The 15,634-nt window shown below is 65.5% G+C and carries 16 protein-coding genes; 6 read left to right on the top strand and 10 right to left on the bottom strand.

The features are described from left to right. The first annotated feature begins 2 nt into the window (after nt 1-2). The 6 genes from ACCD07_RS04860 to trxC all read left to right on the top strand — a co-directional run bounded on the left by ACCD07_RS04860 (nt 3) and on the right by trxC (nt 6,543). The gene (locus ACCD07_RS04860; RefSeq protein ID WP_413446671.1) at nt 3-881 is read left to right on the top strand and encodes a hypothetical protein; all 879 of its coding nucleotides are present in this window, start codon (nt 3-5) and stop codon (nt 879-881) included. Nucleotides 882-970: 89 nt separating this feature from the next. Beyond that, nucleotides 971-2,605, top strand: coding sequence for an OFA family MFS transporter (locus tag ACCD07_RS04855; protein WP_413446670.1), 1,635 nt, complete (start codon nt 971-973; stop codon nt 2,603-2,605). An 88-nt stretch (nt 2,606-2,693) separates the two neighbouring features. Then, a complete protein-coding gene (locus ACCD07_RS04850; protein ID WP_413446669.1) occupies nt 2,694-3,572 on the top strand; it encodes an ABC transporter ATP-binding protein in 879 nt (292 codons plus the stop codon). After that, nucleotides 3,569-5,149 carry an ABC transporter permease gene (locus tag ACCD07_RS04845; RefSeq protein WP_413446668.1) on the top strand — a complete coding sequence of 527 codons (1,581 nt, stop codon included), beginning with the start codon at nt 3,569-3,571 and terminating at the stop codon, nt 5,147-5,149. The genes ACCD07_RS04850 and ACCD07_RS04845 overlap by 4 nt, the downstream gene beginning before the upstream one ends. Nucleotides 5,150-5,335: 186 nt before the next feature. Beyond that, a complete protein-coding gene (locus tag ACCD07_RS04840; protein WP_176651405.1) occupies nt 5,336-5,968 on the top strand; it encodes a phasin family protein in 633 nt (210 codons plus the stop codon). Between the two features lie 116 nt (nt 5,969-6,084). After that, the gene (gene trxC, locus ACCD07_RS04835) at nt 6,085-6,543 is read left to right on the top strand and encodes a thioredoxin TrxC (RefSeq protein WP_176651404.1); all 459 of its coding nucleotides are present in this window, start codon (nt 6,085-6,087) and stop codon (nt 6,541-6,543) included. Here the strand turns inward: trxC and ACCD07_RS04830 are convergent, their stop codons facing one another. From ACCD07_RS04830 to dctP, 10 genes are read right to left on the bottom strand one after another with little or no spacing between them, the layout of a single operon-like run. Beyond that, nucleotides 6,544-7,470, bottom strand: a complete 927-nt coding sequence (locus ACCD07_RS04830) for an ACP S-malonyltransferase (protein WP_413446667.1) — start codon at nt 7,468-7,470, stop codon at nt 6,544-6,546. Beyond that, nucleotides 7,467-8,393: a triphosphoribosyl-dephospho-CoA synthase MdcB gene (gene mdcB, locus ACCD07_RS04825; RefSeq protein WP_413446666.1), complete on the bottom strand. Its 927-nt coding sequence runs from the start codon at nt 8,391-8,393 to the stop codon at nt 7,467-7,469. The genes ACCD07_RS04830 and mdcB overlap by 4 nt, the downstream gene beginning before the upstream one ends. Further along, a complete protein-coding gene (mdcG, locus tag ACCD07_RS04820) occupies nt 8,393-9,100 on the bottom strand; it encodes a malonate decarboxylase holo-[acyl-carrier-protein] synthase (protein ID WP_413446665.1) in 708 nt (235 codons plus the stop codon). The genes mdcB and mdcG overlap by 1 nt, the downstream gene beginning before the upstream one ends. Further along, nucleotides 9,084-9,800 (bottom strand): biotin-independent malonate decarboxylase subunit gamma, encoded by a 717-nt coding sequence (mdcE, locus tag ACCD07_RS04815; RefSeq protein ID WP_176651401.1) that lies wholly within the window; start codon nt 9,798-9,800, stop codon nt 9,084-9,086. The genes mdcG and mdcE overlap by 17 nt, the downstream gene beginning before the upstream one ends. 4 nt (nt 9,801-9,804) lie before the next feature. Beyond that, nucleotides 9,805-10,707, bottom strand: coding sequence for a biotin-independent malonate decarboxylase subunit beta (locus ACCD07_RS04810; RefSeq protein ID WP_413446664.1), 903 nt, complete (start codon nt 10,705-10,707; stop codon nt 9,805-9,807). Continuing rightward, nucleotides 10,707-11,018 carry a malonate decarboxylase acyl carrier protein gene (mdcC, locus tag ACCD07_RS04805; RefSeq protein ID WP_176651399.1) on the bottom strand — a complete coding sequence of 104 codons (312 nt, stop codon included), beginning with the start codon at nt 11,016-11,018 and terminating at the stop codon, nt 10,707-10,709. The genes ACCD07_RS04810 and mdcC overlap by 1 nt, the downstream gene beginning before the upstream one ends. A 10-nt stretch (nt 11,019-11,028) precedes the next feature. Continuing rightward, the gene (gene mdcA, locus ACCD07_RS04800; protein ID WP_413446663.1) at nt 11,029-12,681 is read right to left on the bottom strand and encodes a malonate decarboxylase subunit alpha; all 1,653 of its coding nucleotides are present in this window, start codon (nt 12,679-12,681) and stop codon (nt 11,029-11,031) included. Then, nucleotides 12,681-14,030, bottom strand: coding sequence for a TRAP transporter large permease (locus ACCD07_RS04795; protein ID WP_176651397.1), 1,350 nt, complete (start codon nt 14,028-14,030; stop codon nt 12,681-12,683). Before ACCD07_RS04795 ends, mdcA begins: the two co-directional genes overlap by 1 nt. Beyond that, nucleotides 14,027-14,590 carry a TRAP transporter small permease gene (locus ACCD07_RS04790; RefSeq protein ID WP_176651396.1) on the bottom strand — a complete coding sequence of 188 codons (564 nt, stop codon included), beginning with the start codon at nt 14,588-14,590 and terminating at the stop codon, nt 14,027-14,029. Before ACCD07_RS04790 ends, ACCD07_RS04795 begins: the two co-directional genes overlap by 4 nt. Beyond that, complete coding sequence (dctP, locus tag ACCD07_RS04785; protein WP_176651395.1) at nt 14,587-15,603, bottom strand: TRAP transporter substrate-binding protein DctP; 1,017 nt, start codon at nt 15,601-15,603, stop codon at nt 14,587-14,589. The genes ACCD07_RS04790 and dctP overlap by 4 nt, the downstream gene beginning before the upstream one ends. Nucleotides 15,604-15,634: the final 31 nt, after the last annotated feature.

Genomic DNA, 15,634 nt, shown 5'->3' with positions numbered 1-15,634 from the left:
GGATGAAAGTGATGCCTCTGCTGCGCCGACTGCTGTTTGCCTGTCTGGCTTGCGTCTGCCTGGCGGCGGCCGCCGAGCCGATCACGGTGCTGTATCCGCGCGCCGAAGCCGACGACGACAAGCGCAGCGAATACGGCGTGGCGCTGCTGCAGCTGGCGCTGGCCAAGGCGGGCGACAAGTACCGGGTCGAGCTGTCGCCCACGCGCATGCAGCAGAACCGGGCGATCGCCGAAATACAGTCGGGCGCCGGCCGCGTCGACATCATTGGCACCATGACGTCGGCCGAGCGCGAAAGCAAGCTGCTGCCGGTGCGGATACCGATGTCGCGCGGCCTGATCGGCTGGCGCATCGGCCTGCTGCGGGCAGACCATAAAGATATGTTGCGCGAGGTGCGCAGCCTGGAAGACCTGAAGCGCTTTTCCGCTGCGCAGGGGCACGACTGGCCGGACCTGCAGATACTGCGGCACAGCGGGCTGACCGTGTATCCGGTGGCGGTCTACAACGGTCTGTTCGGCATGCTGAAAGCGGGTCGCATGGACTGGGTGCCGCGCTCGGTCAACGAGATCTGGGCCGAGGCCGAGCGCCATCCCGGACTGGCGATCGACCCGTACATCGTCTTGCACTATCCGACCGCCGACTACTTCTTCGTCAACCGTAACAATCCGGAGCTGGCCGAGAACGTGCGCCAGGGCCTGGAGGCGGCGCTGGCCGACGGTTCTTTCTCGCAGCTGTTCTATTCGCATTACGGCGCGCTGATCCAGCGCGCCCGACTCGATCAGCGCCTGGTCATCGAATTACCCAATCCGCTGCTGACGCCGCAAACGCCGCTGGAACGCAAGGAATTGTGGCTCTCGGAGGATGATTTGAAACATAGGCGCTAAGACAAATTGCCGGCTGTATGCTAACCTCCGCCCGTAGTTGTTTCAGGGAAACATGTACTTTCGTTACATGAAAACACAGGAGATTTTGCATGGCAATTTTTGATTTTTTGGAAAAGGATCGTACGGTCGCGGGGACCGGCTTTAATCGCTGGCTGGTGCCGCCGGCCGCGCTGGCCATCCACTTGTGCATTGGCATGGCCTACGGCTTTTCCGTGTTCTGGCTGCCGCTGTCGCGCGCCATCGGCATCAAGGAATCGCTGGCCTGTCCGGCCGACATGGACGTGATGGCCAAGATCATGGCGTCCACCTGCGACTGGCAGATCTCGATGCTGGGCTGGATGTACACGATGTTCTTCGTCTTCCTTGGCCTGGCCGCCTGGCTGTTCGGCGGCTGGCTGGAACATGCCGGTCCGCGCAAGGCGGGCGTGGTGTCGGCGCTGTGCTGGTGCGGCGGCCTGGTGATTTCGGCGCTGGGCGTGTACCAGCACCAGATCTGGCTGATGTGGCTGGGCTCCGGCGTGATCGGCGGCATCGGCCTGGGCCTCGGCTATATCTCGCCGGTATCGACGCTGATCAAATGGTTCCCGGACCGGCGCGGCATGGCGACCGGCATGGCCATCATGGGCTTCGGCGGCGGCGCGATGATCGGTGCGCCGCTGGCCGACAAGCTGATGAAATTCTTCGCCACGCCCGACTCGGTCGGCGTGTGGCAAACCTTCCTGGTGATGGCGGCGATCTACTTCGTCTTCATGATGGCCGGCGCGCTGTCGTACCGGGTGCCGCCAAGCGGCTGGACGCCCGCCGGCTGGACGCCGCCGGCCAAGGCCGCGGCCAACACCATGATCACCAACCGCCACGTCCACGCCAGCAAGGTGTGGGGCATTCCGCAATTCTGGCTGGTGTGGCTGGTGCTGTGCCTGAACGTGACGGCCGGCATCGGCATCCTCGGCATGGCTTCGCCGCTGCTGCAGGAGATCTTCGCTGGCCAGCTGCTGGGCGTGAGCGTCGCGTTCAACGATCTGACGCTGGCGCAGAAAGGCCAGATCGCCGCCATCGCGGCCGGCTTTACCGGCTTGCTGTCGCTGTTTAACATCGGCGGCCGTTTCGTCTGGGCTTCGTGCTCGGACTTCCTGGGCCGCAAGGTGACCTACGGCGTCTTCTTCGTGCTGGGCATCACGCTGTACGGCCTGATTCCATCGATGGCGCACGGCGCGCAGCTGGCGCTGTTCGTCGGCTTCTTCTGCATCATCCTGTCGATGTACGGCGGCGGCTTCGCCACCGTGCCGGCCTACCTGGCCGATTTGTTCGGCACCCAGATGGTGGGCGCGATCCACGGCCGCCTGCTGACCGCATGGTCGATGGCCGGCGTGTTCGGTCCCCTGCTGGTGACCTACATCCGCGAATACCAGATCGCCCACGGCGTGCCGAAGGCGCAGGCTTACGACATCACCATGTACGTGCTGGCGAGCCTGCTGGTGCTTGGCCTGCTGTGCAACCTGGTGGTGCGTCCGGTGGCCGACAAGCACTTCATGACCGAGGCCGAACTGGCCGCCGAGAAGAAGCTGGCTCACGAGCGCGACGCGGCCGCGTCGACCGGCGCGGTGGTGGCGTCGAACGGCGTGACCAGCCCGGCGGCGGTGGCTTTCGGCTGGCTGGCCGTTGGCATTCCGCTGGCGATCGGCGTGTCGCTGACGGTGCAAAAAGCGGCAGTGCTATTTAAATAAGACTGTAGAATATTCGCACCGACCCGCGGGGCCGGCTCCAGCATTGCGCTGGGCCGGCCCCGCTTTCATTTTCAGGAGTACCTTGTGCATGCTTGAACTACGCAATGTCGTGAAAACCTATGCGAACAACGTCCGTGCGGTCGACGGCGTCAGTTTGCAGCTGCCCGCCGGCGTGGTCGGTCTGATCGGTCACAACGGCGCCGGCAAGACGTCGCTGATGCAGATGATCGCCACGCTGACCCGGCCGACCAGCGGCCAGATCCTGTTCGACGGCACCGACATCGTGAGCAAGCCCGATGCGATACGCGGGCGCCTCGGCTTCCTGCCGCAGGATTTCGGCGTCTATCCGAACTTGACCGCGCTGGAATTCCTGCAGTACTTCGCGGCGCTGAAGGGCGTGTGCGATCCTGCGCGCTTGCGGCACTTGCTGGAGACGGTCAACCTGCACGAGCACGCGAACCGGCAGGCGTCCGGATTCTCGGGCGGCATGCGGCGCCGGCTAGGCATCGCGCAGGCGCTGCTCAACGATCCCGACGTGCTGATCGTCGACGAGCCGACCGCCGGCCTCGATCCGGAGGAGCGGCTGCGCTTCCGCCACCTGCTGGCGGAAATCGGCTTTCGCAAGCTGGTGATCGTGTCGACGCATATCGTGTCAGACGTGGAGAACATGGCGTCCCATCTGGCCATCATGCGCAAGGGCAGGCTGGTCGCCTACGACACGCCGGACAGCTTCGTGCGGGACGCGCGCAGCCAGGTGTGGTCCGCCACCGTGGCGCAGCGGGACTACGACGCCTTGCGCGCGCGGGTGCAGGTGCTGCAGGCGCAGCGCAGCGCGGACGCGGTCAACCTGCGCATCGCCCATCCGTCGTCGCCGTGCGCCGGCGCGGTGCTGGTCGAGCCGACGCTGGAGGAGGCGCTGATGACGCGGCGCTACGCGATGCAGGAATCCGGGGAACTGGCGGCATGAGGGCGGCGTCCCTGCCGGTGCTGAAGGCGCTGCTGCTGGCCGAAGTCCGCATGCGCATGCGCCGCCCCGGCACCATGGTGGCGGTGCTGGCGCTGATCGGCTTGAGCTGGGCGATGGTCGGCGATCCGTCGCTGGGCTACACGCTGGTCGCCATCGACGAGACGCGCGTGCTGTACACCAGCACCTGCCTGGCGCTGGGCGGCGCGCTGATGGCCGGGTTGCTGTTCGGATTGGCCGGCTTCTACCTGGTGCGCGGACGCGTGAGCGAGGAAATCCGCAGCGGCGTCGCCGCCGTGCTGGCCGCCACGCCGGTCAGCAACACGGTGTTCGTGCTGGGGCGCTGGCTGGGCAGCGTGGTGTATCTGAGCGCGCTGCTGCTGGTCTTCCTGGCGACCATGCTGGTGCTGCATCTGTTGCGCGGCACCGGGCCGATCCAGCTGGGCGTGTATCTGCAGACCTTTGCCTTGCTGTTGCTGCCGGTGGTGTTTCTGACCGCCAGCCTGGCGTCGCTGTTCGAGTCGTGGCCGCCGTTGATGGGCAAGGGCGGCGACGTGCTGTATTTTATTTTCTTCCTCGCGCAGCTTTCCGTGCCGGCCGTCGCCACGGCGGGCCACGCGGGCTGGGCGCCGGCGCTGCTGGTGGACTTCTCCGGCGTCTCCAGCGCGGTGCAGGCTTTTCAAAGCGTGGTCCACAGCCAGCATTTCTCGATCGGCGCCGCCAGCTTTAATCCGGCGCTGGCGCCGGTGGTCTTGCCGGAATCCTTATGGAGCAGGGAGTTGTTGCTGAGCCGTGCCGGTTGCGCGCTGATCGGCATGCTGCCCTTGCTGCTAGCGGTGCCGCTGTTCCATCGTTATTCGCCGGACCGCGTGCGTGTCGCGCCCGGCGGCGGCGCGCGCTGGTCGCCACTGGCGCTGGCCAATCGCTGGCTGCGGCCATTGTCGGCGGCGGTACGTCCCTTGTTCGGATTGGCCGCGCGCCTGCCGGGCGTATGGGGCGAGGCGTTGGCCGTGGTGGCGCTGGCGCTGGTGTCGAATCCCGCGGCCATCGTGGCGGCGGCGGTGTTGCTGGCCGGCGGCTGCGTGGTGGAGGGCGCCGCGCTTGGCGGCTGGCTGACCGCCGGCATCGTCATATGGGGCGTGCTGGTCAGCGAGCTGAGCGTGCGCGACCTGCGCAACGATGTCGACAGCATGAGCGCGGCGGCGCCCGGTGGTGCACAGCGGCGGCTCGCGGCCCAACTGCTGGCCGCTTGCCTGCTGGCGCTGGTGTTCACTGCGCCGGTGCTGTTGCGCTGGCTGATCGCCGAACCGCTGCGCGCCGCCGCGCTGGCGACCGGCGTATTCTCGATGTCATGCGCCGCCAGCTTGCTGGGCCGGCTTAGCGGCGGCGGCAGGACCTTCCTGGCGTTGTTCCTGTTCGGCATATACGTGGCGGTCCAGACCGCCAAGGCGCCGGCACTGGACGTGGTCGGCTTCAACGGCGCCGCGAATGCGCTGTCGGTAATGGGGCAATTGCTGACAGGTACTCTCGTGTTTGTCCTAGCCCTGTGGCATGAAAAGTGGCGCTTCGCGAGGAACTAGGGAAGGGGCAGCTTAGGATTAATCCGGTTTGGGAAGTTCCTCAGGCTGCGTCAGTGTACGTTTGATCTAGATCATATGTCACGGAACGGTCTAACGTAGCCTTGGCATTCGCGCTGCAAAACGCGTCGTCGAAACCGGTTCGACATTCCCCAGGCCACTTTTTTTACTTCTTTTCGAGGCAATCACATGTATCCATTTTCCCAAACTGTCACCCCCGCCGCTAAAAACCATATGGAAGCTCAGTTGTCGTTCTTTAACGACATTTCCAAGTCCCTGTTCCGTACCGTCCAGCAATATAGCGACCTGAACATCCAACTGGCACAAACCCTGCTGGAAGAAGGCACCAACGTCAGCCAGCAAGTGATCACCGCGCATCGTCCGACGGAGGCAATCGCCGCCGTCGCCGCCCACGCCCAGCCTACCGCCGAAAAGCTGCGCGCCTATCAGCAACACCTGTCGCGCATCGCCGCGGACACCCAGGTTGACCTGTCCAAAGTCGCCGAAGAGCGCGTGCAGGAAACCAGCCGTACCGCCAAGGCCCTGGCCGACGAGGTAGCGCGTGTCACGTCCGAGGAAACGGAAAAAACCCTGCGCAGCCATCAGGACGCCGTGCAGAAATTCACCGACCCTTTTACCGATGGCATGCGCCAGTCGCGCGGCAATGAAATGCGCAGCAGCAGCTCGACGCTGCAAAGCGCGGGCCACAACGGCACCGAAGGCCGCGAAGGCAGCATGCAAGGTGGGCAAGCTTCCCAAGCCCAGACTGCCGCTCAAGCTGCTCAATCCAGCAAACAGACCGGCGCCCGCAAGGAAACCTGATGTAGATTCAGATAAGAATTAACCCCTAGCCGCGTACGCGATGCAATGTCGCCGTGCGCGGCATTTTTTTTGCCCATGCTTTATCATGGTCGGCTTGTTGCTGTCTGGAGATGAAGATGACGAATGCCACCGCCGCGCAGCCTGAGTCGCTGCACATAGTTTGCCCCCATTGCGACGCCGTCAACCGCGTGCCCGCCGCCAAGCTGGCGCAGCAGCCGGTCTGCGGAAAATGCCAGAAGGAGCTGTTCACCGGCCAGCCGGTGGAGTTGTCCAGCGCGCGCTTCCTCAAGCATATCGAGCGCAGCGATATTCCTGTGCTGGTGGACTTCTGGGCGCCGTGGTGCGGGCCGTGCCGGACCATGGCGCCGTTTTATGCGCAAGCCACGCAGCGGCTGGAGCCGCAATTCCGCGTGGTAAAGGTGGATACCGAACAGGCGCAGGACCTGGCGGCGCGTTATGCGATCCGCAGCATCCCGACGCTGGCCCTGTTCAAGGGCGGCCGCGAGATGGCGCGCCAGCCGGGGGCAATGGATGCGTCCAACATCGTCGCGTGGGCCACGCAAAACAATCGTTGATCAATCCTCCGCCGCACGTTCCAGCCATTTGCGGATGCCGTCCAGCGTGCGGAAGTCAGCCGCCGAGCGGGTATTGATGTGCGGGTGGCGGTTCTGCATCATGCGCGCGAGCGCGGCACCGGGACCCAGTTCCAGCGCGTAGGTGATGCCGGCTTCGGCGGCGGCATCCATGCAGGCGGCCCAGTGGATGGTTTCGGCCAGCTGGCGCGACAGCTGATCGACGGCTTGCGTCTTGCCGCTGACGGCGGTGGCGCTGACGCCCGCCAATACCGGCGCCGTCATGTCGCCGAATCCGATTTGCCGCAAGGCCTCGGCAAACGGCGCCACCGCCGCCTGCATGTAGGGCGTGTGCGAGGCGACTTCCACTTGCAGGCGGGTGGTGTGTCCGCCCGCTTGTGCTATCGCTTGTTCCAGTTTCTCAGCGGCGGACGCGGGGCCGCCGGCGACGCAGGCGTCATCGCCGTTTTCTATGCTCATGTAAAAGGCGTGTTCGGCAAGGATGGCTTGAATGCGCGGCAGCGCCAGGCCCGAGATCGCCATTAACGCCTGACCGGGCAGGGCCAGCGCGCAGTTGTCCATCAGCCGCGCGCGCTCGGCGGCCAGTCCTGCCGCCGCCTCCGGCGCCAGCGCGCCGGCGACGCCGTATGCCGCCAGTTCGCCGATGCTGTAGCCGGCGATCAGCGCCGGCGGCGGCGTGAATTCACGGATCGCTTCCCACATGGACAGCGTGGCGGCGACGATCAGCGGTTGTGCGTTGCGGTTGGCGTAGATGTCCACGCCGTCCAATGCGCCGGTCGTGGCCAGGCGGTCCAGCAGCGCACTGGCGGCGGGGCTGGTGCGGGCCAGGTCGAACATCGCCGGATGCTGGCCGCCTTGTCCGGGGCACAGCAGCAGCAGCCGGGCTTGAGCGCCGTAGGGCATGGTCATTGCTGACTGGCGTCCAGCGCGGCGATGGCGAGTACCAGGCAGCTGGCGGCCAGCAGGTCGGCCGCGCCGCCCGGCGACAGCCGCTGCTGGACAAACAACCGGTGGCTGGCCAGCGCTTCGTCATGCCAGCCGGGATAGGCGGTGCCGCCCAGGTCGATGAAGCGTTGCGCGCTGGTGCGCACAATGTGCGCGCCCTGCGGTCCGGCGCGGTGGTAGACGTTGCTGTCGCTGATGTGGGCCATTAGCACGAACAGCGTATCGATGCGCGCCATCGTCATGCTGGCGCCACGCGCGCGCGCGGCCAGCATCGCCGGTACGCCGATTTCAAAAACGGAGGGCAGGCCAAGCGCGCCTTCCTCGCGCGCTCCACTCACCGAATACTGCGCGGCGACCCGCAGGCCGTTGCTCAGCGCCGGCGGCGCGGCCGGCGCGGCGTGCATCGCCAGTTCCTCGCCCCAGCGTATCAACATGGCGGCGCGCAGGGCGGCGGGTGTCATCGGCGTGCCTTGCGCCCGGGCGCGGCCGGCGGTGGCGCACAGCATGCCGAGGCTGAAGATCGCGCCGCGATGCGTGTTGACGCCACGCGTCGCCTTCAGCATCGCCGCTTCGGCCGCGATGCCCAACTGCTTTAACTGCGAAAACGGCGCATCGTTCAATCCCGCCAGGCAGATTTTTTTAAAGTAGTGACGCAGCGAGAACAGGCTGCGCATGAAGGTGGAGGCATCCATGTCGTCATGGCTGCCATTGTCTACCAACGACACCAGTCCGGGCTTGGGATAAAGACACAACTCCACGTGCAGACTACCCACCGCCAGCCGCGCGACCTCGCGCGCGAAGCGGACCTGAGCCCTGCGGCCAAGCTGCGTGCTGGCGACAACCGGCGCCGCGGCGCGCGATCCGGAGCGAAGCGAGACGGCGCCCATCACACATCCTCCAGCGTCGCCATCAGCGAAGCGGTGTCCGCCAGGCGGACCGAATGCAGCTGCTTGACCATCACCTTGGCGGGATGCGCCATCGCCATGCTCCATTCCTTCCACGACACCGCTTGCCCTCCGGGGAAAACGATCTCGCCATCCAGCGGCAGGTGCGCGGCGTGCCGCGACAGCAGTGCCACGCCCTCGGTCAATTGCCGTCGGCCGCGCGGATGGAACAATATATCGATATCGGAAGTCGGCGACAGATACAGCAGCCCGGTCAAGGCCTGCATCGCCAGCGAGCCATACACGCGCAGATCCAACGCTTCGGCATCGCGCTCCATCGCCGTCAGCGCTTGCTTCCACGGGCCCGACGAGCGTATCGCCGCCTGCAGCTGTACGGCGGGCGACATCCTGGCGATATGCGCCGCCTGCACGCGCAAGGCTATCCGTACCTTTTCGCCGGTATCTTCATCGGGCGGCAGGGGCAGGCCGAGGCAAACCTCGTCCGGCTGCGCGCCGATGTCCAGCCGCCGCACCACGGCCGGCCAATCCTGGTCCTGCCACAGCTTCAAGGCGATGCGATGTTGCGGCTGCGCCGCGCGCAGCACGTCGCGCCAGCCGTCCTCGCACAGCCAGCACAGCATGTGCCGCTCCAGCCCTTGCGAGGCCGCAGTGGCCAAGGCCAGGCTCTCGGACTCAGGCGGCGCGTACATGGCCGTCGCCCATCACAGCGTCGATCACGGGTTGCGCCAGGCGTCGCCCGCCGCGCTGCAGGCCCAGTGCGCTGCGCTGGTCGCCGCTTGCCGGCTGCGCCAGCGCGGTGCGCAGATGCGCTGCCAGGTCGCCGGCCCAAATCGCTTCCAGGCCGCCCATCCGCAGATAGTTCTCCGGCCCCGGCGCAAACACGGGATTACTTTGCGCCAGTTCCGTCAGCCGCTCCTCCGGCACCTTGGTGATGCGCGCCATCGCCGGCAATCCCATCACGCGGATGGTCGCATCGGGCAGGGCGTAGCAGGCGTCGGCCATCAAGCCGCTGGTGATAAAGCCGCCGGACAGCGCCTGGTCGTACACCAGTCCGATGATCTTGTGTCCCTTGCGTCGTGCCAGATCCACGCATTTGCCCAAGTGCGCCATATAGCTGTTGATGCCTAGCATTTCGTCGCGGTGACGCAGACGCTGGCCCTGCGTATCAATCAGCATCAGTATCGGCATGCCGGGATGTTCGCGAACCGTGCGCAGGATTGCCTGCGCTTGCGCCAGCGCGATCTCCACGCCGATGGGCGTATGGCCGGTGGTGCCGATCACCGCCACCGCTTGTCCGTCCACTTGCGCGCCGCCGCTGAGGAAATCGTTGTGCTCGACGATCGTATGCCCTTGCGGGAACAGCGTGTCCGCCAGTTTTTTCCAGTCCATGTGCTTATGCTCCCATGCGGCGCGGATCGGCCGCGGCGATAAAACTATCCACATCCAGCATCGGAATGTTGGCGGCGTTCGCGATCTGCATCGCGTTCCAGATGTCGACCGGATCGGGCAGGGTGCCGAAGCGGGCGATGCGCTGCTCCAGCATCTGCTGCTCCGCTTCCAGCGCTTCCAGCGTCAACTCCACAGTTGCGCCGGTCAGTGCGGAGACGGCATCAAGCGCGGCGCCACGGAAGGCGGCGATGTCGTCGGCCACGATGCGTTGGCAATCTCCCATCAGGTAGCGGTGCTTGCCGCCAGTGCTGCGCCATACCAGCGCGCGGTCGCGCGAATCGAATTCCTCGACGCCGTTGGCGGTTTCGATGACCTCGGGGCCGGACATCGCCAGCCGTCCTTCCTCCGACATCACCACCACGTTCGCGCAGCGCGTGACGATGCCCATGCCGCCAAAGGCGCCGTTGGAACCGCCGACCAGCGCGATCACCGGGATGCCGGCAGCGCGCGCATCGAGCAGGGCGCGCATCACTTCCGACACGGCGATCAGGCCGGCGTTGGCCTCGTGCAGGCGCACGCCGCCGGACTCCACCAGCAGCACCACGGCGGCCACCTTGTCGTTGACGGCGCGCCGCAGCAGTCCGACCAGCTTGGCGCCATGCACCTCGCCGACCGCGCCGCCCATGAATCCACCTTCCTGCGCCGCCGCATAGACGGCCACGCCGCCCAGCTTCGCCCGGCCGACGGCAACGCCGTCGTCGAACGCCACCGGCGCATTCAACTGCCCCAGGTGCGGGCTGACGACGCGCTCGGACGGCGGCAGGAATTCTTCAAAGCTGTCCGCATCGAACAGCTGCTGCAGCCGTTCGCGGGCGGTCGCTTCCTGGTAGCTTGCGCCGCGGCTCATCACGAACCTCCCAGCATGGTTTGCACCGCCTGGTCCAGCCGCAGGCTGACGACTGCGGGCGTGGCGCCCATGTCGTTGATGGAGATGCGGGTATCGGCCAGCAGCCAGCGCTGGTGGAAGTCGCGCATCACCGCCTCCCAGATCGGGCCGAAGCCGACTGCGGCGGTGGTGATCTCGATGGTGCAGGCGCCATTCAGTTCGGCGGGTTCGATCAGCACTTCCAGGTTGCCGGAGCCGACCACGCCCACCACTTGCGGCGAGGCCTTCAGGTGCTGCGTGCCTTGTTCGAATCGGTAGTTCAGGGTTTCCATGTCAGACTCCTTACCAGTTGCGGAAACGCTTGGGCGGATTGTACAAACCGCCCGATGCGCGCACCAGGTCTTTCATATTGCGGGCGGCCAGCAGGTCGCGCGTGGCCATGCGCTTGTCGATGCCCAGGTCCTCGGCGCGCTGGATGATGCCGCGGTCGCGCAGGTTTTCCACCATCCGGTGATCGCGCGCGAGGCCGACCGGTGTGTACCCGGCCACGCCGCGTATGGCCTGCTCGCGCTCCTCGTCGGTGCGGCACATCAGCAGGTTGGCGATGCCTTCCTCGGTCAGGATGTGGCTGACGTCGTCGCCGTAGATCATCACCGGCGGGATCGCCATCTTCGCCTGTTCCATCAACTCCCACGCGTCGAGCTTCTCGACGAAGGCCGGCTGCATATGCTCGCGGAAGGTCTCCACCATCTGCACCACCAGCTTCTGGCCGCGCGGGATGGTGTTGCGGCCTTCGCGCGCCTGTTGTCCCGCCTTGAGCCACGCCGGGCTGGCGTGACGCCGGCCGCGCGCGTCCGCCCCCATGTTGGAGGCGCCGCCGAAGCCGGCGATGCGGCCGGCGGTGGCGGTCGACGAATTGCCCTGCAAATCGACCTGCAGCGTCGACCCGATGAACATGTCGCAGGCATAGTGCCCGGCCGCCTGGCACATGGCGCGGTTGCTGCGCATGGTGCCGTCCGGGCCGATGGCGAAAACGTCCGGCCGCGCATGGATGTAGTCCTCCATGCCCAATTCAGAGCCGAAGGAGTGGACCGACTGCACGAAGCCCGCCTCGATCGCCGGGATCAGCGCCGGGTGCGGATTGAGCGCCCAGTGCTTGCCGATCTTGCCGCGCAGACCCAGCGACTCGGCATAGGTCGGCAACAGCAGTTCGATGGCGGCGGTGTCGAAGCCGATGCCGTGGTTCAGGCGCTGCACTTCGTATTCCGCGTAGATGCCCTTGATCGCCATCATCGCCATCAGCACCTGGATTTCCGAGATCTGCGCCGGGTCGCGCGTGAACAGCGGCTCGATGTAGTAGGGGCGCGGCGACTGCACGACGAAGTCCACCCAGTCGCCCGGTATGTCCACGCGCGGCACCTTGTCGACGATGCGGTTGACCTGCACGATGACGATGCCCTGCTTGAAGGCCGTGGCTTCGACGATGGCCGGCGTGTCCTCGGTATTCGGGCCGGTGTACAGGTTGCCCTGGCGGTCCGCAGCTTCCGCCGCGACCAGGCAGATGCGCGGCGGCAGGTCGATGAAGTAGCGGCTGAACAGCTCCAGATAGGTGTGGATGGCGCCGATGTTGAGCTTGCCTGCGGCCGCCAGCCGCGCCACGCGCGCCGATTGCGGGCCGGAGAAGGAGAAGTCCAGCTTCGAAGCGACGCCGCGCTCGAACACGTCCAGGTGCTCCGGCAGCGCCAGCACCGACTGCAGCATGTGCAGGTTGTTGACGCGCTCCGGATTCAAATGCGCCAGCGCGTGGCCGAGAAAGTCCGCCTGCTTCTGGTTGTTCCCCTCAAGGCAAACGCGGTCGCCGCATTCGATCACCGCATGCAGCAGGTCGGTAATGCGGGCGGCCGGCAGGCTCTTGCCATCCAGCTCGCTGCCCAGCGCCGCGCCGGCGCGCTGCAATCGCGCGGCGCGGTTCTGTTGAAGGGTATTCCAGTTCATTATTTTGCTCCCATGATCATGTCAGGCAGGCCGGTGGCGATCGACGGCATCACGCACAACAGCAGCACCGCCACGAACATCAGCGCCAGGAACGGGAACACGCCCCACACCACATCCTTGAGCGGGATGTCCGGCGCGATGTTTTTGATGACGAAGATGTTCAATCCCACCGGCGGATGGATCAGGCCCATCTCCATCACCACCGTCATGACGATGCCGAACCAGATCAGATCGAAGCCGGCGGCCTTCAGCGGCGGCAGAATGATGGGCGCCGTCATTAGGATGATCGACACCGGCGGCAGGAAGAAGCCGAATACGATCACCATCAGCAGGATCACCGACAGCAGCAGCCATTTCGACAGGTGCAGGCTGACCACCCACGCGGCGGCCGACTGGCTGATGTGCAGATAGCTCATCACATACGAATAGAACAGCGACATGCCGATGATCAGCAGCAGCATCGTCGATTCCTTGATCGAAGAGCTGAGGATGGGCGACAAGTCCTTCGGCCGCCATACGCCGTAGATAACGGCCAGCAGCACCAGCGCCAGCAGCGCACCCAGGCCCGCCGTTTCCGACGGCGTGGCGAAGCCGCCGTACAGCGCGATCATCACGCCGATCAGCAGCACGACGAAGGGCAGCACGCGCGGCAGCATCTCGACCTTTTGCGCCAGCGTGAAGTGCTCGTCTTCCAGATAGGCCGACTTCTCGCCGCCTTTTTCGTAGATGACCAGTGCGGCCTTGTATTCCTTGTGGGCGCGGTACATCGCGTAGCCGGCAAACAGCACCACCAGCAGCACGCCGGGACCTATCCCGGCCAGGAACAGGCGGCCCAGCGACTGCTCGGCGGCCACAGCGTACAGGATCATCGTGATCGACGGCGGCAGGAGGATGCCCAGCGTGCCACCGGCGGCGATGATGCCGGCCGCGAAACCGGGCGAGTAGCCGCGGCGGCGCATTTCCGGTATGCCGGCCGAACCGATGGCCGAGCAGGTCGCCGGCGAGGAACCCGCCATCGCGGCGAACAGCGCGCAGGCGAATACGTTGGCGATGCCCAGGCCGCCCGGTATCTTGTGCATCCAGGTGTGGATCGCTGAGTACAGGTCCTTGCCGGCGGGTGATTTGCCGATGGCCGCACCCTTCAGGATAAACAGGGGAATCGACAGCAGCGTGATCGACGCCATTTCCTCGTAGACGTTCTGCGTGATTGTGTCGAGCGAGGAGGGCGGCATGCAGAAGTACATGAAGCCGGTGGCCACCACGCCCAGCGCGAAGGCGATCGGCATCCCCGAGAACATCACTACCAGGGTAACGGCGCCGTAAAGGGCGCCAAGGGACAGGTCGCTCATGCTGCGCGCTCCGAGTGGGGTTTGTTGGTCATGCGCGCCAGCGTTTGCAGCACGATTTGCAGCGTCAGGATGGTCATCCCGGCGGCCATCATCGCGTAGGGTATCCACAGCGGCGGCGCGAAGGTCGACGATGTGGTCTGGCCGTCGACATAGGCTTCATGGAACAGCGTCCACGATTTCCACGAGAAGAAGGCGCAGAACAGCGCGGACACAAGGTCGACGAAGAACAGCCGGACCGCGTTCACGCGCGCCGGCAGCAGCCCGGCCAGCGCTTCGATGCCGATATGGCCGCGATGCGACTGCACGTAGGCGGTGCAGAAGAAGGTCACGCCGACCAGCATGAACACGGAGGCTTCGTCCTGCCAGTCGGTGGGCGCCGAGAAGAAGTAGCGCGACACCACCGAGTAGGTCAGGATGCACGCTGTCAGCACCAGCGCCACCATGGACACGGCCATCAGTCCCTGATTGAGCTTGGCCAGCAGCGCCGTGGCGCCGGCTATGACGGCGTTGTCCGGCGGCGCCGCGGCGCGGGCCGGCTCCAGTTCAATTCCATGGCTCATAGCGTCTTCTCCGCCAGTTTCAGCAGTTTGGCGCAGTTTTCGTTCTTCTCGCCGTAGTCCTTCCAGGCGGTGGTGCGGGCGATCGCCTGCCATTTTTTCAGCGCCGCCGGGTTCAGGTCGACCACCTTGGCCTTGGCCTTGGCGTAGACGTTGGCCACCGCCTGGTCGTCGGCCTTGGCGGAGGTCAGCGCGAAGGCTTCCATCTCGGCGCCGACGGCCATGATGGTGGCTTGCTGTTCCTTGGTCAGGCGGTCGAACACGGCCTTGGACATCATCAGCGGTTCGAACATGAACCAGTAGGCGCCCGCGCGGCCGGTGGTCAGCGCCTTCGACACTTCTTCCAGGCGGAACGAAATCAGCGAGGTGGAGGAGGTCAGCGCCGCTTCCATCGCGCCAGTCTGCATGGCGGCGTAGATTTCATTCGACGGCAGAGACACCACGGCGGCACCGGCTGCCTTGAGGATCAGGTCCATCTCGCGCGAGCCGCCGCGTATCTTCATGCCCTTGGCGTCTTCCGGATCGATGATCGGCTTGGTGCGCGAAGCGACGCCGCCAGCCTGCCAGATCCAGCTTACCAGCACGACGCCTTTCTCCAGCAGGATGCGGTTCAATTCCTTGCCCACTTCCGCGTTCTTCCAGCCGTAGGCCTGCTCGTAGGAGGTGACCAGACCGGGCATCAGGCCGATGTTCACTTCCGGGACTTCGCCGCCGGCGTACGACAGCGGCACCAGCGACATGTCCAGGGCGCCCTTGCGCATGGCCGAGAACTGGGCGTTGGTCTTCATCAGCGAGGAGCCGGGATAGATCTCGAACTTGAGGCTGCCCTTGGAACGCTTTTCCACCTCGGCGGCGAACATGCGGGTCAGACGGTCACGGAAGTCGCCCTCGGTGACGGTGCCGCCGGGAAACTGATGCGAAATCTTTAACGTTGTGTTCTGCGCCCAGGCAGGTTGCAACAACAACGGGCTGGCGGCCAGGGCGGCCAAGACGGACCTACGGGTGACTGCGCTCATAATTCCTCCAAGGTGGGCTAAATATGCAACG

This window comes from Duganella sp. Dugasp56, assembly GCF_047304105.1.
Taxonomy (GTDB): domain Bacteria; phylum Pseudomonadota; class Gammaproteobacteria; order Burkholderiales; family Burkholderiaceae_D; genus Rugamonas; species Rugamonas hordei.
This window is presented reverse-complemented; position numbering and strand designations above follow the sequence as displayed.